Origin of the sequence: Enterococcus sp. DIV1937, assembly GCF_050535975.1 — a bacterium.
Taxonomy (GTDB): Bacteria; Bacillota; Bacilli; order Lactobacillales; family Enterococcaceae; genus Enterococcus; species Enterococcus faecalis.
Window position 1 is genome coordinate 1,837,397 of record NZ_CP172909.1, and the last position, 21,292, is coordinate 1,858,688.

14 protein-coding genes are annotated in these 21,292 nt (G+C 33.5%); 2 read left to right on the forward strand and 12 right to left on the reverse strand.

Features of this window, described 5'->3' with window-relative positions:
• Positions 1–16: 16 nt before the first annotated feature.
• From iolB to lepA, 5 genes are all read right to left on the reverse strand, one after another.
• On the reverse strand, positions 17–856 hold the full coding sequence (gene iolB / locus IGL13_RS08815; protein WP_002378524.1) for a 5-deoxy-glucuronate isomerase: 840 nt from the start codon (positions 854–856) through the stop codon (positions 17–19).
• 38 nt (positions 857–894) lie between these two features.
• On the reverse strand, positions 895–2,811 hold the full coding sequence (gene iolD, locus IGL13_RS08820) for a 3D-(3,5/4)-trihydroxycyclohexane-1,2-dione acylhydrolase (decyclizing) (RefSeq protein ID WP_002356820.1): 1,917 nt from the start codon (positions 2,809–2,811) through the stop codon (positions 895–897).
• A gap of 10 nt (positions 2,812–2,821) precedes the next feature.
• Entirely contained in the window at positions 2,822–3,856 is a 1,035-nt protein-coding gene (gene iolC / locus IGL13_RS08825; RefSeq protein ID WP_002356818.1) for a 5-dehydro-2-deoxygluconokinase, read from the reverse strand.
• Positions 3,857–4,013: 157 nt separating this feature from the next.
• A complete protein-coding gene (locus IGL13_RS08830; RefSeq protein WP_002385780.1) occupies positions 4,014–5,030 on the reverse strand; it encodes a LacI family DNA-binding transcriptional regulator in 1,017 nt (338 codons plus the stop codon).
• Between the two features lie 188 nt (positions 5,031–5,218).
• On the reverse strand, positions 5,219–7,054 hold the full coding sequence (gene lepA, locus IGL13_RS08835; RefSeq protein WP_002356815.1) for a translation elongation factor 4: 1,836 nt from the start codon (positions 7,052–7,054) through the stop codon (positions 5,219–5,221).
• Positions 7,055–7,300: 246 nt separating this feature from the next.
• Here lepA and IGL13_RS08840 point away from each other — a divergent pair, with 246 nt between their 5' ends.
• Entirely contained in the window at positions 7,301–8,521 is a 1,221-nt protein-coding gene (locus IGL13_RS08840; RefSeq protein WP_002356813.1) for a GNAT family N-acetyltransferase, read from the forward strand.
• Positions 8,522–8,544: 23 nt separating this feature from the next.
• Positions 8,545–9,033 (forward strand): nucleoside 2-deoxyribosyltransferase, encoded by a 489-nt coding sequence (locus IGL13_RS08845; RefSeq protein ID WP_002370408.1) that lies wholly within the window; start codon positions 8,545–8,547, stop codon positions 9,031–9,033.
• A gap of 510 nt (positions 9,034–9,543) precedes the next feature.
• On the opposite strand, the gene IGL13_RS08850 is transcribed toward IGL13_RS08845, so the two are convergent.
• The 7 genes from IGL13_RS08850 to clpB form a co-directional block, all read right to left on the reverse strand.
• The gene (locus tag IGL13_RS08850) at positions 9,544–10,935 is read right to left on the reverse strand and encodes a class I adenylate-forming enzyme family protein (RefSeq protein ID WP_002378526.1); all 1,392 of its coding nucleotides are present in this window, start codon (positions 10,933–10,935) and stop codon (positions 9,544–9,546) included.
• 11 nt (positions 10,936–10,946) lie between these two features.
• Complete coding sequence (locus tag IGL13_RS08855) at positions 10,947–12,227, reverse strand: ABC transporter permease (RefSeq protein ID WP_010818445.1); 1,281 nt, start codon at positions 12,225–12,227, stop codon at positions 10,947–10,949.
• A gap of 5 nt (positions 12,228–12,232) precedes the next feature.
• The gene (locus IGL13_RS08860; RefSeq protein WP_002378529.1) at positions 12,233–13,162 is read right to left on the reverse strand and encodes an ABC transporter ATP-binding protein; all 930 of its coding nucleotides are present in this window, start codon (positions 13,160–13,162) and stop codon (positions 12,233–12,235) included.
• Between the two features lie 31 nt (positions 13,163–13,193).
• Positions 13,194–14,696, reverse strand: coding sequence for an AMP-binding protein (locus IGL13_RS08865; protein WP_002370413.1), 1,503 nt, complete (start codon positions 14,694–14,696; stop codon positions 13,194–13,196).
• A gap of 11 nt (positions 14,697–14,707) precedes the next feature.
• A complete protein-coding gene (locus IGL13_RS08870) occupies positions 14,708–16,021 on the reverse strand; it encodes a phenylacetate--CoA ligase family protein (protein ID WP_002370415.1) in 1,314 nt (437 codons plus the stop codon).
• A 234-nt stretch (positions 16,022–16,255) separates the two neighbouring features.
• Complete coding sequence (locus tag IGL13_RS08875; protein WP_430604582.1) at positions 16,256–17,539, reverse strand: GntP family permease; 1,284 nt, start codon at positions 17,537–17,539, stop codon at positions 16,256–16,258.
• 1,086 nt (positions 17,540–18,625) lie between these two features.
• Positions 18,626–21,232, reverse strand: coding sequence for an ATP-dependent chaperone ClpB (clpB, locus tag IGL13_RS08880; RefSeq protein WP_002362158.1), 2,607 nt, complete (start codon positions 21,230–21,232; stop codon positions 18,626–18,628).
• Positions 21,233–21,292: the final 60 nt, after the last annotated feature.

Here is a 21,292-nt window from a genome sequence, read left to right on the forward strand (position 1 = left end):
TACTTATTTTTTATTTCTAATTGTTAGTCAATTCGTTCCGATTTAAAATCCACTCGTGTTTTTTCTCGTTATGAAACTTCCAAATTCGTTCAGGTCCTGCCATCACATTTAAATAATAAGAGGTGTAGCCATCTGGCACGCCGACAGGATGATATCCCTTAGGTACTTCCACAACATTTTGATGCTCTACAGTCATCGTTTCATCTATAGAACCATCCTCTGTATATACTCGTTGAAAAACAAATCCTTGCTCTGGATTCAGCTCATGATAATACGTCTCTTCTAAATAAGATTCGTCAGGTAAATTTTCTTGGTCATGTTTGTGTGGTGGATAGCTAGAAAAGTTGCCACCTTCAGTGTAGACTTCAACCACCAACAAACTACTGGCAGTGTCGACATTGTCTGGTAAAATGTTATGCACTAGTCGTTTATTCTGATATATCCCTCGTTTTTCAACTGTATTTTCCTCAGCGGTAATCACGTGCACTGGCAACGTTTTTTTAGCTGGCGAATAACAAAGGGCCAAACGAACAGTAGCAGAAGTTGCTATTAGTTCAAACGACGTTTTTGCTGGGATATAGATACTATCTGTCGGAATTTTTTCAAAAACAGAGGTTCGTTTACCTAAATTCTCGTACCATTTATCGTCCACCTTAACATTGATTTTGCCAGTTAATACGACGATACAAACTTCCAGTTCATTACCAGCTTCTTGATACATTGCTCCATTATCTAATTCAAGAACTTGAAACTCAATATACTGTAAATCAGTGTTGTTTTTTCGAATATTTTGAACTTGTCGAACACCGGGAGCTAGTTCTTTTATCAACGGTTGATGTTTCAATGTTTTTTTCAATTCATTCGCTCCTAACTTTTTGGTTGTATGACGAATACCTAATATTTTCTAGCAGTTGCAAGTTTTTCTTTTTTAACTTGGTATGCTTCTTGAATCGCTGGTTTTTCTGATACTTCAGCAACACCGACATTCCACCAACTACCATCGTAACCAGCAGTCATCGTTTTAGGAAGAACATTTATTTCAATCAATGTCGATTGCATTTGGTTTTTCGCGTCGACAATCGCCTGTTTTAGTTCTTCAATCGAATGGACTTGATACGCTTTGGCACCATATCCTTCAGCGATTTTAGCATAATTGATATTCATAATTTCGCCTTTGGTATTTCTAAATTCCGTCCCTTGACTTACGCCGCCATTCTCCATTTGCAGATTATTAATGCATCCGAACCCAGAATTATTGAACAGAACAATATTGATTTTTTTGTCATATTGTAATGCAGAGACCAGTTCGCTATGCAACATCAAAAAACTACCGTCACCGACTAATGCGTAAACCTCTTGATTAGGATTAGCAAGCCGTACCCCCATTGCACCAGCAATTTCATAGCCCATACAAGAATAGCCATACTCTAAATGATAAGTATTTTCCTTTACAGGATTCCACAATCGTTGCATATCTCCTGGTAATGACCCTGCCGAACCAATCACAATCGCATCATCTTCGACAAAATCATTCAGATGAACGAAAACCTCTGTTTGTGTCAGAGTTGTATTCAAAGAATCAGCATAATCATTTAAAATATCCTGTGTAAAGTGGTTTTTGATTTCCGGATCAAAATCTTTCCGTTTAAAATGAGTTGTTTTTAATCGCTCCCGCTCTTTCACCCATTCGTTCTTCAGTTCAGTGATTTTTTCACCATAAGCCGTCCGATATCCTTCAATCATTGGCAGAATTCCTTCTAAGGTTGCTCGAGCATCTCCCACAATTTGAAACGCTTCCATTTTGTAAGTCTGTGGTCGACTTACGTTAATATTTATCATTTTTGATTGTTCAAAATTAAAAATACTTTTTGATGCAGTGGTAAAATCCGTATAACGCGTGCCAATTCCAATAATCAAATCCGCTTGCTGAACAGCTTTATTAGCAGCCGAGGTACCTAAAATTCCCAAGCCTCCAAGATTATTTTCAAATTCCCATGAAACAGTTGATTTACCAGCATGTGTTTCAACCAAAGGTATCTGATGAACTTGAGAAATTTTCTGAAGGCTCTCACCTGCTTCTGAATACTTGCAACCGCCCCCCACAATAATTACTGGGTGTTTACTATCCTTTATCAAGTGACTAGCTGTTTCAAGCTCACGAATTGTCGGCATCCGTCGATCGATATAATGAACTCTTTTTCTAAAAAACTCTACTGGATAATCATAGGCTTCTGACTCAACATCTTGTGGCAAACAAATGGTGGCAGGTCCTGTAGTTGCAGGATTGGTCATAACTTCAAATGCTCGTAGCAATGCTGACATCAGTTGTTCTGGCCGATTAATACGATCCCAATAGCGAGAAACCGCTTGGAAAGCATCGTTGGTAGAAAAAGTTACACTTGATTCATGTTCCAACTGCTGTAATACGGGATCTGGTTGCCGAGTAGCAAACGTATCTGCTGGCAGAAACAATACAGGTATATTATTAGCGAAGGCGGTTCCAGCAGCAGTCAATAAATTAGCTGAACCTGGACCAGCAGACGCTGAAACTGCGAATATTTTCTTACGTAAACTTTGTCTAGCAAAAGCGATAGCAGCATGAGCCATCCCTTGTTCGTTTTTTCCACTGTAACTTTTTAAATGTCCCGGATCTTGTTCTAACGCTTGACCAATCCCTAAAACATTCCCATGACCATATACATGAAAGATTCCTTCCACATAAGGTGTTTCTTTTCCATCAATGCTGATATATTGTTGATTCAAAAATTTTAATAATGCTTGTGCTGTCGTTAAACGAATCGTCTTTTCCATTTTATCCACCTTAAATCCTAGCGATCATTTCGCCGTATATTTCCTTCTCCAGTTTAATGAACTCTTTTACTTCTTGCGTCGTTGGTAAAGAATCTGAGCAATTGTTACTTTTGACCATCATCGAAGCTTCCGCTGAGCCAAACTCCAAGCAATCGATAATTTCCCAACCTTCAAATAAACCATATAAAAATCCAGCTGCATAGCCATCACCACCACCAAATCCCTTGCGTGCCTCCACTGGAAATGGTTTAATTGAAAACTGTTGTTGATCTGCTGTATAAGCTGTTGAGCCTTTCATTCCGTGTTTAATAACGACTATTTGAGCGCCACAATTATGCCAAAAAACAGCGCTTTCATCATCTGTCATATTTGGTTGAATCAATCTTTCAGTTAAATCAAATTCTTCTCTCGAGCCCATAATAATATCTGATTCTTTCGCAACTATTGAATAATAAATAGTGATTTCATCCACATTTTTCCAATTGTATTCTCGATAGTCGATATCAAAAATAATTTTGACGTTGTTTTTTTTCGCTAACATCACAGCTTTTAACACGGCTTCTCTTGAAGGGCTTTCCGCCAAAGCAGTTCCTGAAATTAATAAGGCTTTTGAACGTTTCAAATAATCTTCATCGATATCTTCGACACTTAGTTGTAAATCCGCAGCTTGGTTCCGATACATTAAAATACTACTTTCTTTAGGTGATAGCATTTCTGTAAAAGTCAGACCCAACTTTTCGCCATGCTGTGCTTTACTTATCTGAGAAGTATCAATGCCTTGCTCATTAAAGTAATCAATAACATATTCTCCGAACTGGTCATCGGATACTTTCCCAATGAAGCCAGCTTTCATCCCATGTTTGGTGATACCCACGGAAATATTTGCAGGAGAACCTCCCACAAACTTTTCAAACATATGAACATTTTTTAAAGGCTTAAATTCTTCTTTAACTTGCTCATTATAGGCAGGGTTAAAATCGATAGCCACTCTACCTAAAAGAACTAGATCAAATTCTTTTGATTGATCAAAGCTAATATAACTCATAGATCCACCTCTTCTTCGTTCTTCTATTATTTACAAACGAATTATAGCACGCTTTCAAAATGCGTGCAACATTAAATTAGCACATTATTTTGCGTGCATTTCAAAAGAACGCAAAAAAAGAAGCATGAATTGCTTTACAGCAAGCTTCACACTTCTGTTAAAGATTATATTTTGTTTTAATAATGATATCTGTAAATAACATCTCTTCTGTCATAATTTTATTGTTCTGTAGTTGATTCGCTAATAATAGCAAAGAACGATAGCCCTGCGTAAAACCATCTTGATCAATTAGAAAATCAACTTGATTTTTTTTCAGCATCTCGATATTTTTCTCAGTTAAATCATAGATAATCACATACGGTCTGTCTTTACCTGCCCTTTTTTTCAACACACGAGCAATTCCTGCTTGACCTCCTGAAAACACAACGACGCCTTTTAAATTAGTATAGTTCTCTAATGTGTCACTTAAAATCTTTTCGACTTCATCGCTCGAATCAAAACTGCTTTGAACACCTGTTAATTTCAATTGTGGAAATGACTGTTTCAATTCTTCAACAAAACCAGCAACTCGTAAACTATTCACACTATTTCCAAAATATCCAGTAATAGCTAGGACATCTCCCTCTCCTTTTGTCAACATTCCTAATAATCCAGCAGCTGTCTTCCCGCTTTTAAAGTTATCCATTCCGACAAAGCATTGACGTTTACTACCAACAATGTCCGAATTGAATGTGATGACCTTAATGCCTTGTTCCGTAAGCTGATTGATTTTTTCCCTAATCGCCACACTATCAACTGGCATGATGGCAATTCCTTTTACACCAAGTTCTAACAAGCGTTCAAGTGCCTGTAACTGCGCCGCTTCATCGACCCCGTCTATTTCCTCTAAAAAGCAATCAATATTTCTTTTTTTTAGATCACCTATAACTGCTTGTAAACCTGATCGAATTGGAATCATAAAAGAAGATTTTGCCAATTGTGTCACAACACCTAATTTGATTGGTTCTTCTTTGGCCATCTTTTTTTTCTTCGGAACATAGTTCATTTCTTTCGCTATTGTTTTAATTTTTTCAGCAACCTCAGGATTGATTCGGCCGCGATTATTCAATGCTCGATCCACAGTTCCCCTAGATACTCCTGCTTTTTCAGCAATTTCTTTTATTGTTCCAGCCATTTGTTCTCTCCTTATTTACTTGATTTGCAAAATTATTTTGATTATTTATAAGCTTTCGTATGTATATACTATCACAATATAAAAAAGCACGCAATTTTGCGTGTTTTATTTTAAACTATAGTTTACTTTAATTTATATTTTCAAAAAAAAAAGCACCTCAGCTCAGACTGAGGTACTTTTTTGATAAGTTATTTCTTCGGCTCATCCTCATCCATTTTCAGAACCGCCATAAAGGCTTCTTGAGGAACTTCCACGGACCCAATTTGTTTCATCCGTTTCTTCCCTTCTTTTTGTTTCTCTAACAATTTACGTTTACGAGAAACATCGCCACCATAGCATTTAGCCAGTACGTTTTTGCGTAAGGCTTTAATATCTGAACGAGCCACAATTTTTTGACCAATCGCCGCTTGAACTGGGACTTCAAACTGTTGACGTGGAATTAGTTTTTTCAATTTCTCAACAATCGCTTTCCCACGCTCAAATGCGAAATCTCGGTGAACAATAAAGCTTAACGCATCCACTTTTTCAGCATTTAATAGAATATCCATTTTCACTAGGCGGCTGGTACGATAGCCAGCCATTTCGTAATCTAAGGATGCATAGCCTTTTGTACTTGATTTCAATTTATCGAAAAAGTCAAACACGATTTCAGATAACGGAATTTCATAAACTACGTTTACACGATAATCGTCTAAGTAATCCATTGTAATGAATTCGCCACGTTTACGTTGTGATAATTCCATTACTGCTCCTACATAATCGTTTGGCACCATGATTTGCGCTTTAACATAAGGTTCTTCCACAGATTCAATCGTTACTGGTTCTGGAAATTCAGCTGGGTTGTCAACAACAACGGTTGTTCCGTCAGTTTTATTAACGTGATAGATTACGGACGGTGCTGTTGTAATTAACTCTAAATTAAATTCTCGTTCCAAACGTTCCTGAACAACATCCATGTGCAGCAAACCTAAGAAACCACAACGGAAACCAAACCCTAAAGCTTGCGATGTTTCTGGTTCAAATTGTAACGCCGCATCATTTAATTGTAATTTTTCTAATGCTTCCCGTAAATCATTGTAGCGCGACGTATCAATTGGATATAAGCCACAATAAACCATTGGATTCATTTTGCGGTAGCCTGGTAGTGCTTCTGCTGCTGGATTGTCGGCCAAAGTCACTGTATCCCCAACCCGTGTATCTTGAACCGTTTTAATGCTAGCGGTGATATAGCCCACATCACCAACCATTAAATAATCACGAGCAATTGGTTTCGGTGAAAAAACGCCGACTTCTGTTACATCAAACGTTTTACCGTTACTCATCATTTGGATTTTATCCCCAGGACGAACGACACCGTCAATTACACGGATGTTTAAAACGACCCCCCGATAACTATCGTAAATAGAGTCAAAAATCAAAGCCTTTAAAGGAGCCTCAATATCGCCTGATGGAGCTGGTACATACTCCACCACTTGTTCTAAAATATCTTCAATCCCAATCCCTGCTTTTGCACTTGCTAAAACAGCTTCCGATGCATCAATTCCAATTACGTCTTCAATCTCTGTCCGAACACGCTCTGGATCAGCGGCGGGTAAATCAATTTTATTAATAACAGGTAAAATTTCTAAGTCATTATCCAATGCCAAATAGACATTTGCTAGCGTTTGCGCTTCAATTCCTTGCGCCGCATCAACAACTAGAACAGCCCCTTCACAAGCTGCCAAACTACGAGAAACTTCGTAGGTGAAATCGACGTGCCCTGGTGTGTCAATCAAATGGAAAGTATAGGTTTCACCATCTTTGGCTGTATAGTTTAATTCAATTGCGTTTAATTTGATGGTAATGCCGCGTTCTCTCTCTAAATCCATTGAATCAAGTAATTGATCTTGCATTTCTCGACTGCTAACTGTATTTGTTTTTTCCAAAATCCGGTCGGCTAAAGTTGACTTCCCATGGTCAATGTGGGCAATGATCGAGAAATTACGAATTTTCTCTTGTCTTGCTTTCATTTCTTTATTGTTCATTTTTTGCCTCATTTCTTTTAAGAAAAGCTAGCTCCCTGCTAGCTTCATTAATCAATTGTTATATTTTAGTTGCCTTTTTTATCAAATTATCATGTTTAAAGGTCTAGGATAATCAGCACTTTTCATTATACCAATTTTTGAAGAAGATTTAAAGCACTTCCCTTTTATTCTTTTGGTTTCGAAAGGCTAACAGAGTTTCGAAAAATTTGGTATACTAAAAACAGTAAATTTATTGGAGATGGAAAAATGGATGAACAAGAATTTCGAAAGCAACTGACCTTAAAGCCTGTTGAGGAAGAACACATTGATCAATTTAATGAACTTCTTTCCTATGTTTTTCAAGTGACTGAAGCAGATATTGAAGAAAGTGGTTTTGAAAACAAACGCGCATTTATCAAATCAAAACAACCGATTTTAGAACTTTCAAAAGTATTTGGCTGGTTTCACGAAAATCAATTAATTTCACAAATTGCTATCTATCCATGCGAAGTCAATATCCATGGCGCTTTGTATAAAATGGGCGGCGTTACTGGTGTCGGTACCTATCCTGAATATGCCAACCACGGTTTAATGAAAGACTTGATTCAAACAGCATTAGAAGAAATGCGCCAAGATAAACAGTGGATTTCTTATCTTTTCCCTTACAACATCCCTTATTACCGACGTAAAGGTTGGGAAATTATGTCCGACAAGTTATCTTTTAAAATTCGGGATACGCAATTACCAAAAACCGTTCCTGTTCCAGGAATGATTGAACGGTTAGCTGTCGATCACCCAGATGTCTTTGATGTCTATGCGCGATTCGCTCGTCAAAATCACGGCGCGCTCATTCGTAGTGCCTTCAACTGGGAAGAATATTGGCGTTTCGAAAACGAAGAAGAACGGACTGCTGCTGTCTATTATGGTGCCAATCAAGAACCTTTAGGAGTACTTTTCTATTGGGTGGCGGATGAGGTATTTCATATTAAGGAAATGTTTTACTTGAACCAAGAAGCCCGAAATGGCTTGTGGAATTTTATTACTGCGCATTTTTCGATGGTTTATTGGGTCAAGGGCGATATCTATAAAAACGAACCACTAGCCTTTCTTTTAGAAGACAGCCAAATTAAAGAAAGCATTGAACCCTATTATATGGCTCGAATTGTTGATGTCAAAGCCTTTTTAGAAAACTTTCCTTTTGAAAGTACAGCTAAGCCATTCCATTTTGTCGTTAAAGATCCTGTCGCTGAGTGGAATAATGGTATTTTTGGCTTAATTTGGGATGAAAATGATCAAGTGACCATTACGGATGAACCTCTAGGCACCGCCGTTCACTTAGATATTCAAACACTAACTTGTTTAGTCATGAATTACCGACGCCCTTCGTACTTACATCGAATTGAACGTATTGATACAGATAAAGAAACTTTAAATTCTTTGGAACGGATTTTTCCTGACCAAGAAGCTTATTTCAGTGATTATTTCTAAACCCTTGGATTGGAGACAGACAAATGACAAAAATTTATTTTGCAGGACCTTTATTTTCGCAAGCTGACTTACGTTATAATGCCTATTTAGTCGAACAAATTCGACAATTGGATAAAACAATCGATCTTTATTTACCACAAGAAAATGCGGCGATTAACGACAAATCGGCTTATGCCGATAGTAAAATGATTGCCTTAGCAGATACAGAAAACGTCCTTGCTAGCGACTTATTGGTTGCTTTATTAGACGGTCCAACCATTGATGCGGGCGTAGCTTCCGAAATTGGTGTTGCTTATGCCAAAGGAATCCCGGTGGTTGCCCTTTACACAGACAGCCGCCAACAAGGTGCTGATAATCACCAAAAGCTTGATGCTTTGAACGAAGTCGCTGAAAATCAATTCCATTATTTAAACCTTTACACAGTTGGTTTGATTAAATTGAATGGTCGGGTTGTTTCTTCAGAAGAGGATTTGTTGGAAGAAATTAAGCAACGATTGTCAAAGTGTGTATAAAGAAATGAAAACAGAGTTTGGGGCATAATCCTCAAAAAGCATAACAAAGAAGACCGAAAATCGTTTTTATTTTCAGTCTTCTTTGTTATGCTTAGTGGTCAAGAAACCAACTTCATCTCAACAATTTGCGAGGCTTTTAATACCTCATTAGAAGCTATCTTGAGAGCGTGAGATAAAAATCACTTTAGATTTTTGCTCCACTCTTAAAAACTAATAAACGGAGGAAACCCGATCTCTTCAATACATACAAAAAATCCAGTGAATTTTCTCCTCTTGATTCAACAATACTCTACTTTTCCTCATTGCCTGTACTACTAATTAACATATTTTTCTTGATAAAGCATCTAGTCATAGTGTATTTACTTAATCTTCAATATATTTATAATTATTTAGTTACATTGTTTCTTCGGTTCCAGCTTCTTTTTTATAGAAAGAAAGCTATTTTTAATAGGCTTTATTCCTAATCTATAAATTATTAGTACTCAAAATTTGATAACTAGATTTTGTATACTAATTTGTTTCGTTTATTTCCTGAACAATTTTTATTTGAATCAATTGCTTGAATGAACTAAATTTGTCTTCAATAATTTTTTCTATCCTAGAAGAGTGCCTTTCTAAAATTATATAAAATCTTCCATCTCTTACCAGAACTTGAAATTTTTCTGAAAACCCTTCAGATAACTTACATTCTATGTCTCTTTTTAACAACCAAGAGTCCCCATATTTTAGGCAATCGGATATTCTACCAAATAAATATAATTTACTATCTTTAAGGTATCCCAAATCTCCTGTGTACACTTCATCGAGCGCTATAGCTGTATGGTTACTGTATCCCTTAAATTTGTGGTTACTTTTGACAGTTATATGTCCAATCTCTCTTTCTTTAAGCTCCATATGAGAATGCAAATCTTTTATAGTGACATCCACAAAAAAACTAGGTGTCCCTACACAATATTCATTTTCACACCATTCTGTTGAATCAATAACAGATATTAACCCTAATTCTGTTTGTCCATATAAATCTAACAATTTTGCATTAGGAAACACTTCAACTGATTTTTCTCTTAAAAATTGATGCATTACTCCTCCTGTAATTGTAACCAAAGGTATCCTATTATAAAGATGTTTATTCTTTTTAGCTATAGAAATAAATTTTTTTATTCCATATATATTTGTAGTTAAAGATTCTATATCTGCTCTTTCACATAGATTAGTCATATCAAAGCAATTATCTACGTCAATTTGAAGAATAGTTTTTCCTTCTTTCAAAGTTGAAAGTATTGTCCCCAAAAATGGTCTTACTGAACTACCTTTTGTGATGATATTAATGCCTTCATTTTGCTCAGTAATTGGGACATTAATAAAGTTAAATTGATTATAGCTGACAATGACCCCTTTAGATTTTCCTGTAGTTCCTGAAGTATATAATATTAATTTAGCAGGGCTGCAACTTTTCTCAAAAAACAATTGAATATCTTTTAACGATTCTTTTTCAACTATATCTTTGATATTAATTTTTTCAATAGGACTATTAATAAAATGATTACTCACATCTGTTAAAATGGTAGTATTTTTGTCAAAATCTTCTTCCGAAATAACAATAACATCATTGGTAAACTCTACATCTTCAATCTTAGTATACTGATGTGCATCATATGGAATTATTGAATTATCAATGTTTAGTAAACTAGTTGCTAATAATATGGCTACCGCATTAGATTCCTTTTGACAAATAGTACATATTTGATCTATATTATTTTCTATTTTACTGAGAAAAATCAACATTTTTGAAATCTTTTCATTTAATTCTTTATATGTTACTTTTTCATTTATCCCAATATATGCTTCTCTATTAGGGTACAAATTAGCCATATCATTAATGTTTTTTATTACAGACCGCATTGTACAATCTCCTATTTTTTTATTTTAATGAGGACCAAGGAACTCAGCAAAAATACTAATGAAAAACCTAATAAAGCAATAAAATTTGTTGCTATATTTGAAATATTCCCATTATTTACAATGATTGTTTGAAATCCTTCTAATGCCCATGATTGTGGAACTAGTTTTGCAACATTTTGCATCATATCAGGCATTAAACTTAGAGGAACCATAGTCCCTCCTAATGCAGCTGAAAATAGAACAATAAACAATGAATAGCCTGTAAGTTGGGAATCAGTTTTAGCAATCAATGACAGCAATACTCCTAAAGACGTACTGCATAAAGATAAAATAGCTATCAACAAAATCAAAGCATACAAATTTTTCCCTAGACTCATTTTAAATGCCAAGCTTCCAAATATAAATAAAAAAAGAACTTGAAAAAAATTCACTACATAATTTGGAATAAATTTACCAAAATATATGTCAAATGAACTAGCTTTAGATGTTAACAACCTCTTCCATGTACCACTTTCTCGTTCTTTCAAAAACGATTTTCCTGACCACATGACAATAAAAAAAGCAAACATCACAGCATATCCAGGAACATTTTGTTGAAACGAGTTTGGTGCTTTCTTTTGTTCATTACTAAATACATTTTCAACGAAAATTGTTTGTTTTTCTACTTCTTCCTTCATTAATTTTTCTGTATCTTTACTAATACTTTTTTCCTTGTCTTCATTTTGAAAACTATTAGCATGTATGGACATACCTAAATTATTTTCAATATCTTTAATTGTTTGTCCAACAGCTTCATTAACAAATTCGTTAGTCAGACCCGCCTGTTTTCTGCCATAACTTTCTAATTGATACTTGACTTCAAAAGCTCTAGAAATCCCTTTAATTGACTGAATCAACACATTTGCTGTAGTTGCTTGAGTGGCATCAGAAAACATTTCAATATTAATTTTAGTATTGTTGATTATTGATTTCTCAAATCCTTCAGGTATCATAAGTAAAACAATATATTTATTTTCTTCCTTATATCTAGAAAATTCTTCTGCCGAACTTATTTTTTTTAAAGAAAGTCCTCTTGACTCCTCGAATTTAGTTAGATAATCACGAGATGCTCTAGTGTTGTCTTTATCAAAGTATCCTAAAATAACTGGATTATCGTTACTACCATATTCATTTTTCAACGCAAAGCTCATAATAATCATGAACATTAATGGTAGTAGTAATAATACAACTAGCGCGCTAGGATCTTTCAAGAGAATTTTTATATCTTTAATTGCAATATATTTCCATTTCATATTTGTTATCCCTCCCTTAACTCTTTTCCAGTAGTTATTAGAAACAACGTATCTAAATTAGGAGGGGAATAATTTAGTGAATCAATTACAATTTTATTTTCACTGGTTTTTTTTAACATTTTTTTTGTTATTTCTTCTATGCTTTTATTCATACTAAAATAATAGGTATTTTCCCTTACTTTTAATAACTTGACTTCTGGAATTCCCTTAGCAATTGAAAGCATTCTACCAGTAACTGATATATCTTTAACTGTTAACTCTAATATACCCTTTCCTAAACTTTGTAACAGTTCTTTCGTTCTTCCTTTTAGAAGAACTTTTCCTTCGTCGATAATATAAATAAAATCACATAATTTTTCTACTTCATTCATATAGTGAGTAGTATAAACTATTGTTTTCCCTGCATTCTTTAAATTATAGATAATTTCATAAATATAATTTCTTGATTGTGGATCAATTCCTACTGTTGGTTCATCAAAAAAAAGAAGTTGTGGTTCATGAACCAAGGCTGCTCCAATATTTATTCTTCTTTTCATTCCCCCTGAATAAGTCTTTATTGATTTGTTAGCCTTACTATTTAATCCAACCATATCAATAATCTCTTTAACGTTACTTTTAACTTTTTTTCGATTACTAATATACATAGATCCAAAAAATGTTAAATTATCTATAGCGTTCAATTCTTCATATAAGGCAATATCTTGTGGAACATAGCCGATGTTTTCTTTAGAAATCTTTTCTTCTCCTCTATATAAAACTGATCCGCTGTATTGATCATCGAGCCCTGTTAGGATGCTAATCAAAGTAGATTTTCCAGCACCATTAGGTCCTAATAATCCAGTCATTTCACCTTCTTTAATAGAAATATCTTCTATATTTAACGCTATATGATCTCCATATCTTTTAACTAAATCCTTTATTTTAACAAAATCCATACCGTCCTCCTCACTAAGATTTTTTTATTCATTAAATCAGCTCTTCAAAATAAACTGATATGTCCTCCTTATATCCTAAATATTTGCACATTCTAAAATGACTTAATGCTTTTTTACGATTTCCCCCAATTTCTTCAGGAGTTTTGTATAATAGCATAGCCAATAAATAATGAGCAAATGGATCATATGGATTTTTTTTGACCGCTAACTCAGTATATTTTTTTAAACTTGGATATAATGTGATTTTTTCCATCAATGATTTTGACTCTGCCTCTGAGCCAATAGTAGCAGCTAACCAAGTATACGCTTCTGAAAATTCATATTCTTTAATTATATCTTTAAAGCATAATTTCGCCCTATGATAATTTTTATTTTGAAGTTTTTGTTTTCCATATTCAAGTTTTGATTTAATCTTTTTTTCTCTTGTATTGTATATGTACGTAGGTTTTCTGCTTATTGGATACTTAAATATTTTTCCACGATCAACTAGCTCGCCTTCTTTAAAAATATGAACTTTTGCAGAAAGTAGTTCTAGTTTATCTTTCAGCTCTCTTTCTAGTTCGGATTTATTTATTATTTTATCTATATTATACTCCATTCTTATTTCGACATTCTCATTTTCTACATGAACTTCCCAAAAAAAAGGAACGTCATTCAATGAATAAATTGCCTCTTGTATTTCGAACATATCTATTTCTTTATTACTTAACTTTATTACATCACTAATTCTTCCTCTAGCACGAATTAGCTTATTATAATCTCCACAACTACATTTTTCTGACAAGACCTCTATAATATCTTCAATTTCATAATTTCTAATTTTCGAAGTATGATTTTTTTTATTAGTAATATACACATTTTTATTAAGACCTGTCGATAATAAGGAAAACTCACCTTGCTGCACTTTTTCTATAAAAAAATTTTCTTCATCCATATGCATATTTCCAAATTCACAAGTATATCCAAAATTGCCTACTTCTGTTGCTCCATATAAGTTGAATACTTCAATCCCCCACTCAAGCTCTATGTAGTTCTTTCTTTTATGACTTAATACTTCGCCAGCAGTTACAAAAGCTCGTAAATTAGGCAAGTATTCACTAGGAGTAAGTTGTTGAACGCTCAACGCCTCAAACAAGAGTTCAATTTCTCTTGGGTTCGCTGCGAAAACAGTTACCTCTAGTTCTTTCATCAAACTTAAAAGTTTAAAATATGGAGCCATTTCTGTTCTACTACTTACTGGGATAATAATTGACTTACTTTTTTTAGCACTAGCTTCTATTAAATGTGCTGGTAAAGATAATGTGTACGGAAATCTAATCATTATTGTATCATTTTCAGATAATTGAACTCCTTTATTGATAATATGATTGGACATCTCTTTTAATTCAAAATCACTATACCAACCATATCCTCGAATACCGCTTGTACCAGAGGATTCAACATAAGTTACACTTTGATCAATCGCTCTATTTAATAACTGCTTTTGCGACATTTCTCCTAAAACCTTTTTTGAAAACACCACTTTTTCTCCCATCAAATCTCTCCCTATTTTTTGTAAAATACTCGTTGATTTTTCCCTTTATGCTTAGGAATATTATCTGTGATTTCTATCTCACAGGTAATATCAAAATTGTCTTTGAATAATTTCTTTAATTCCATAGTTATTTCATTTTCAGATATATTCGGAAATAATTTTTCACATCTTATTGTTAACTTTTGATTTTCTATAACAAACTGATACCATAACGTTATATAATTACTTTTTAGTAATACATTTTCCAATACTAATGGTGGAAAATTTCCCTCTTTCAAACAAATTTGATCACTTTCTCTTCCAAAAAGAAATAATTTTTTCATTCTACAACCACATTCACACGTTTCTTCGGTAATAATCCCTATATCTTCAGTATTGTACCTTATCATAGGCATTCCTTCTCTTAATAAAGTTGAAACAACTATATTTCCCATTTCTCCGTTTGGTACAGGCTCACCATTAGCTCCTAAAATTTCTACAAACACATGCCCTTCACAAATATGGTAACCATTTTGTTTAATACATTCTTTTGCAATTAAGCCTATTTCAGTTGATCCATAGAAGAAAGTCATTTTACAATTCCATCTTTCTTCTAATTGCTTTCTATATGTAAATGAGCAACCTTCTCCAGTCAAAATAAATCTTTTTATTTGAAATTCCTTAGGATTAAAGCCTAATCTTATGGCTTCATCATATAATAAGGCAGCATAAGAAGGAGTTGTTGTAATCACTGTTGGTTGATATTCTTTTAGCAACTCTAAGGCTTTTTCCACTGGTGCCATATACCCACCTTTTCCTAGTGATAATACCATAGAACCAAAAACAAATTGAAAGAGCCGCTGAAATCCCAATGCAGGTAAAGCAAATTCATAAGGTAAAGCGACACCAACTATATCTCTAGCCTCAAACGGAAAGAGTTCATTATACTGCGGTAAAAGATCATAAATATATTGGTCTGCTAAAGTATATGCTATATATGTTGGTTTACCTGTTGTACCAGAAGTAAGATGTAATTGACCAATCTTTTCATTAGAAACACATTTAATTAAGTCTTTTTTGCCTCGAATATCTTTTTTTAATAATAGAGGTATTTTGTTTAATTCAGAAAAGCTTAGATTTTGATTTCTTTCTCTATAAAATTTATTGTTCTTTCTTGCAAAATCTAAAACATTATTCAATGCCATTTTTTGATATTCTAGCATTTCTTCAGAAGTATTATGTTCAAAGTTTTTGTCTTCTTTCTCCAATCTTTCAAAATATGATAAAGTCGTAGGGAATGCTATTTCATTTGTATTATCCTCAGCTTTAAAATATGCTTTTTTCATAAAATCCTCTCCTTTTTTATTCAGATTTAAAAACCATTTATTAATATTCTTACAGAATATGATAATGTTAACTTCCCTCATATTTTCTCTTTCAAAATCAATTATACGAAGTATAATTATTATATTTTAATAGTATCTTTCAAGGATTTTTCTCAAAAATTTCTGCATATGTAATGTTAAATAATTTTAAATTGTTAACAGATGTTACTACTAACTAAGCAAATTTTTTTTACTTCAATAAAAAAAATATACAAGTATATTAGCAATTATTAATGAAAAAATATGAGCAATTGTGAATCCTAAAAATACATACCTAAATCCTCTTTTATAATCTATTTCAGACATTTTGAATACGGCAGATACGATACCACAGTATGGCATATTTGCTAAAACAGCTGATGACATAACGCCTACTCTATGAATAACTTCCTTAGGAATACCAGAATCTAAATAATATGAACTAAAGTTCTCCATTATAATTGCAATACTACTTGAAGAAGAAGCCGTCATCCCACCAAAAAAAATTGATATGAGATTTAAACTCACAATGGAATTACTATTATTCGAAAGTAGTTGAAAAAAATTTTTGAAAATATCTGATTCAGCTATTACATTGCCAAATCCCATAGACGAAGCTGTATAGATTAACGGTGCAAAAGCATTCATCACTCCTCTGTTCAGCGCATCCATATCCCTATGAACTATCATAAAATATATTATTGATAAAACCATTGCTGGATATACTCCGTTTACATCTGAAAATATCCCAAATAGACTTATAGTTGAAAATAAAATTATTACAGGTATGATCGAAGCAAAAAGACTTATTTTTTTTAATTGATTATTTGATTTTTCAAAGACTTTTGGATACACATAGTTATTATTTTTTTGTTTCTTAAGTTCCCTACTCATAAAGAAAATAGAAAAAAGTACACAAACTATTGAGCTTATTAAGCCTATACCTGGAGCTGAAAAAACAGAAGTTCCTAAATATTTTATTGGAATATTATTCTGGATTGATGGACTTCCTGGTAACATAGTCATTGTGAATGTTGCCCCACCAAGAAAAATAGGTAATGTTACCATTTCCCAAGGAATATTCACTTTTTTAAATAATTGAAAACTCATTGGTATTAGAATAAAAAATACTACAAAGATGTTAATCCCCGCATATGTTAGCAAAGCACTTATACTGTATAAAACAATTAACATAGAAAATCTATTTTTCACACCTATCTTTGAAATAATTTTTTCTGCGATGCATTCAGATGCACCTGATTCTAAAAAATAACTTGATAGTATAGAACTTAACAGAAAAAGAATTATATAATTCCCTACAAACTCTTTTATTCCGGCTATATAAGAATTAGTTTCTCCAAAAAATGCAATCTCTATATCCATTTTATTGGTAAAAATAACAATAAAACTAGAAACTATTGTTCCTACAACTATATTCACTCTTTTAAAACTCATTAAAACTAAAAAAGACAAAGATAATAAAATACCTATCAATTCCACCTTAAACTCCTATCCATTTATAATCTTAATTTAATTTTAACCATTGTTTCTATAATAGTCAATATATTTTCTATTCTAATTATAAAATTAAGCAAATCAAAAATTTGTTTATGATTTATCTAAAAGATAGTTTTTTTCACTAATAAATAATAAAAAATGCGTTATTGTGATTGATATATAGATTCCCCTAGTCTACGCAAAACCAACTTATACCTTTTTCAATCCTTCAATTTAACGTAAAATAATAGTCCTCAAATAATTGTTTTTTTACATTATAGCTTTTACTTACAAATAAACATTGTTCACAAACATCGAAACAGCGTAGGTATTTCTCACTATTTAGATAAAAAGATATGTCAATATTTTTTTAAAGTTTAATAAAGATGTTCTTGAGAAAACGGAAAAGCCAATATTATTCTGTCCCAGAAAAGTGGAATAGGCTAGCTTTTTATCTCAATAGCAAGATACACCATTAAGAAATAATTTGCCAATTATTTATGGACAACTTTTTACTACAAAATTAGATGATATTTCACATTCTGATAAAAGTAGAACTTGGTAGGTAACGGCCAATTGCATTGTATTAAAAGCAACAAAAAATAGAGCATAAAAATCTGCTCTATTAAAAATTTCTTTATACTTTTTATTAAAGTCAGAGTCATTTGCTACTGAATACAATATCTCTTTATTTCAATACTTTTGCTATTTTGATTACCTTATATCTCCCATGTTGGTATTGAAAAAATAACTACTTCCTTTTTTAAACACTCATTATCTTCTTTATTTGAAAAAACTAATAGTAACCAACTTTTAACGTGTTCAATACGTAGAAAGTCTTTCTAATATCCACCTCATCTGCATTCCCTTTTAAAAATTGAAATCAAACTTCTGCTTTGGTTTCAAGAAAACCTGAAGTTTTTTAATGAATATACTTCTTCCTTAAATAATAATCGTCTAATTCTAGTTTTTATTTCACAACGCTCAAAAAAGCGCACCCCCTTTTCTTAGGAAGCGCACTTTCTCTATATTTTTAACTTGTTGTATCCACCAAATCCATTAGCATGAATTTCTATTTAAAAATTATTTTTATACTTCTTCTATCGGTTCATTTTCAAAAACTAATTGATTGTCTAATAGACTAATCGTGACTTTTGTTTTTGGCATTACTCGTCCAGAAACAATTTCTTTTGCTAATGGTGTTTCGACTTCGCGAGTAATGAAACGTTTTAACGGACGAGCTCCATAAGCTGGCTCATACCCATTTTCGGCAATCCATGTTTTAGCTTCATCAGTGATTTCCAACACAATTTCTTGTTGCTCTAAACGATGAGCAAGTTGTGCGGTCATTTTACCAATGATTCCTTTCACATTATCCAAGCTTAATGGTGTAAATAAAATAGTATCATCAATTCTGTTTAAGAACTCTGGTTTAAAGTGTCCTTTTAGAATATTCATGACTTGATTTTCAACTTCTTCGGGAATTGTTCCTTCAGGTGTCACACCTTCCAATAAAAGCTGAGAGCCGATGTTACTTGTCATAATTAAAACCGTATTTTTAAAATCAACGACCCGACCTTTAGAATCTGTCAAACGACCATCATCTAAAACTTGTAATAAGATATTAAAGACATCTGGGTGCGCTTTTTCAATTTCGTCTAATAAGACAATTGTATAAGGGTTTCGACGAACAGCTTCTGTTAACTGGCCACCTTCTTCATAACCAATATAGCCTGGAGGGGCACCAACCAAACGAGACACGGCATGTTTTTCCATGTATTCACTCATGTCAATCCGTACCATATGATCTTCAGAATCAAACAAATCTTCAGCTAAAGCTTTAGCAAGTTCTGTTTTACCAACACCAGTTGGTCCTAGGAAAAGGAACGAACCAAGTGGGCGATTTGGATCTTGTAAGCCTGCTCTTGAACGAATCACCGCATCACTAACAGCATCGACGGCTTCATCTTGACCAATCACACGTTTGTGTAATGTTTCATTCAGTTTCATTAATTTTTCTCGTTCGCCTTCAACTAATTTTGTCACAGGAATGCCAGTTAAACGACCGACCACTTGCGCAATTTCGTTTTCAGTAACCGATTCTTGTACCATTTTGACGTTATCTTTAGCGTTCTTTTCTTCCAATTCTTTCAATTCATGTTCTAATTGCGGAATTGTTCCATGACGCAAAACAGCAGCTCGTTCTAAATCATAATTATTTTCAGCATCTTCTAATTCGTGTTTTGCTTTATCAATCTCTGCACGTTTATTGGAAACCGCATTAACTTCTTCTTTTTCCGTTTCCCATTGCATTTTCATTGAGTTGGCTTCTTCACGCAAATCTGCTAATTCTTCTTGCAAGTTGGCTAACCGTTTTTTACTTGCATCATCCGATTCTTTTTTCAAGGCCGCTTCTTCAATTTCTAGTTGCATTAACCGACGTGTTACTTGATCGAGCTCTGTTGGCATCGAATTCATTTCCACTCGAATCGTTGCGCTTGCTTCATCGACTAAGTCAATCGCTTTATCTGGTAAGAAACGATCAGTAATATAGCGATCGGATAAAGTAGCGGCAGCAACTAAAGCATTGTCATGAATATTCACGCCGTGGTGAATTTCAAATCGTTCTTTTAAGCCACGCAAAATAGAAATTGTATCTTCTACTGTTGGTTCTTTGACTAATACTTTTTGGAAACGACGTTCTAAGGCTTTATCTTTTTCCATATATTGGCGATATTCATCAAGCGTTGTGGCACCGATTAAATGCAATTCACCACGTGCTAGCATCGGTTTTAATAAATTCCCGGCGTCCATACTGCCTTCAGTTTTACCAGCTCCGACGATATTATGAATTTCATCAATGAATAAAATGATTTTGCCATCACTTTTTTTCACTTCTTTTAAAACAGCTTTTAACCGTTCTTCAAATTCGCCACGGAATTTTGCTCCCGCAATTAAGGCACCCATATCTAAAGAAAAAATGGTTTTATCTTTTAAGTTTTCGGGAACATCTTTACGAACGATTCGTTGTGCTAATCCTTCAACAATCGCTGTTTTACCAACACCTGGTTCACCAATTAAGACTGGATTATTTTTAGTTTTTCTTGATAAAATCCGAATAACGTCACGAATTTCTTCGTCACGACCAATGATTGGATCTTGTTTTCCTGCTTTTACTTGTTGTACTAAGTCAACACCGTATTTTTCTAGTGCTTTATATTGTTCTTCCTGGTTTTGAGAAGTCACACGATCTCCTCCTCTCATCTCTTCAATATTTTTTCTTAACTCTTTTTCCGTAATGCCTTGTTGCATTAAATATTTTGTTAAACGATAATTTTTCAATTTCATTAAAGCTAAAAGTACAATTTCGGTTGATAAAAATTCATCTTGGAATTCTTCTCGAAGTGAATCAGCTTCTTGCAATAAATGGAACAAATTTTGACTTAAATTTTGACCATATTGTACATTACCGCCTGCCACACTTGGATATTCATCTAACGCGTTATCTACTTCTCGTTCAAATGCGTCAACATCTAAACCAGCATCTGTGTAAAAATTACGCCCAAAATGGTTTGGTTGAAGAAAAATTTTCCATAAATGTGCGATATCAATTTCTTGATGTTGCCGTGTCACCGCAACTTTTTGAGCTTCAGCAATCGCCTCTTGAAGCGTGGTTGTCATTTTTTCAATATTCATAAACGATCCCTCCCGTTTATTGTTTTCTCTTTTTTATTTTAACATTCTTTACAATTATTA

Excerpts from the sequence above, each read along its gene's own strand:
- IGL13_RS08860 (WP_002378529.1), bottom strand. The coding sequence starts at position 13,162 with ATGGATTTTGTTAAAATAAAGGATTTAGTTAAAAGATATGGAGATCAT.
- IGL13_RS08855 (WP_010818445.1), bottom strand. The coding sequence starts at position 12,227 with ATGAAATGGAAATATATTGCAATTAAAGATATAAAAATTCTCTTGAAA.
- IGL13_RS08850 (WP_002378526.1), bottom strand. The coding sequence starts at position 10,935 with ATGCGGTCTGTAATAAAAAACATTAATGATATGGCTAATTTGTACCCT.
- IGL13_RS08865 (WP_002370413.1), bottom strand. The coding sequence starts at position 14,696 with ATGGGAGAAAAAGTGGTGTTTTCAAAAAAGGTTTTAGGAGAAATGTCG.
- clpB (WP_002362158.1), bottom strand. The coding sequence starts at position 21,232 with ATGAATATTGAAAAAATGACAACCACGCTTCAAGAGGCGATTGCTGAA.
- IGL13_RS08870 (WP_002370415.1), bottom strand. The coding sequence starts at position 16,021 with ATGAAAAAAGCATATTTTAAAGCTGAGGATAATACAAATGAAATAGCA.
- IGL13_RS08830 (WP_002385780.1), bottom strand. The coding sequence starts at position 5,030 with ATGGCTGGAACAATAAAAGAAATTGCTGAAAAAGCAGGAGTATCTAGG.
- iolC (WP_002356818.1), bottom strand. The coding sequence starts at position 3,856 with ATGAGTTATATTAGCTTTGATCAATCAAAAGAATTTGATCTAGTTCTT.
- iolD (WP_002356820.1), bottom strand. The coding sequence starts at position 2,811 with ATGGAAAAGACGATTCGTTTAACGACAGCACAAGCATTATTAAAATTT.
- IGL13_RS08840 (WP_002356813.1), top strand. The coding sequence starts at position 7,301 with ATGGATGAACAAGAATTTCGAAAGCAACTGACCTTAAAGCCTGTTGAG.
- IGL13_RS08845 (WP_002370408.1), top strand. The coding sequence starts at position 8,545 with ATGACAAAAATTTATTTTGCAGGACCTTTATTTTCGCAAGCTGACTTA.
- lepA (WP_002356815.1), bottom strand. The coding sequence starts at position 7,054 with ATGAACAATAAAGAAATGAAAGCAAGACAAGAGAAAATTCGTAATTTC.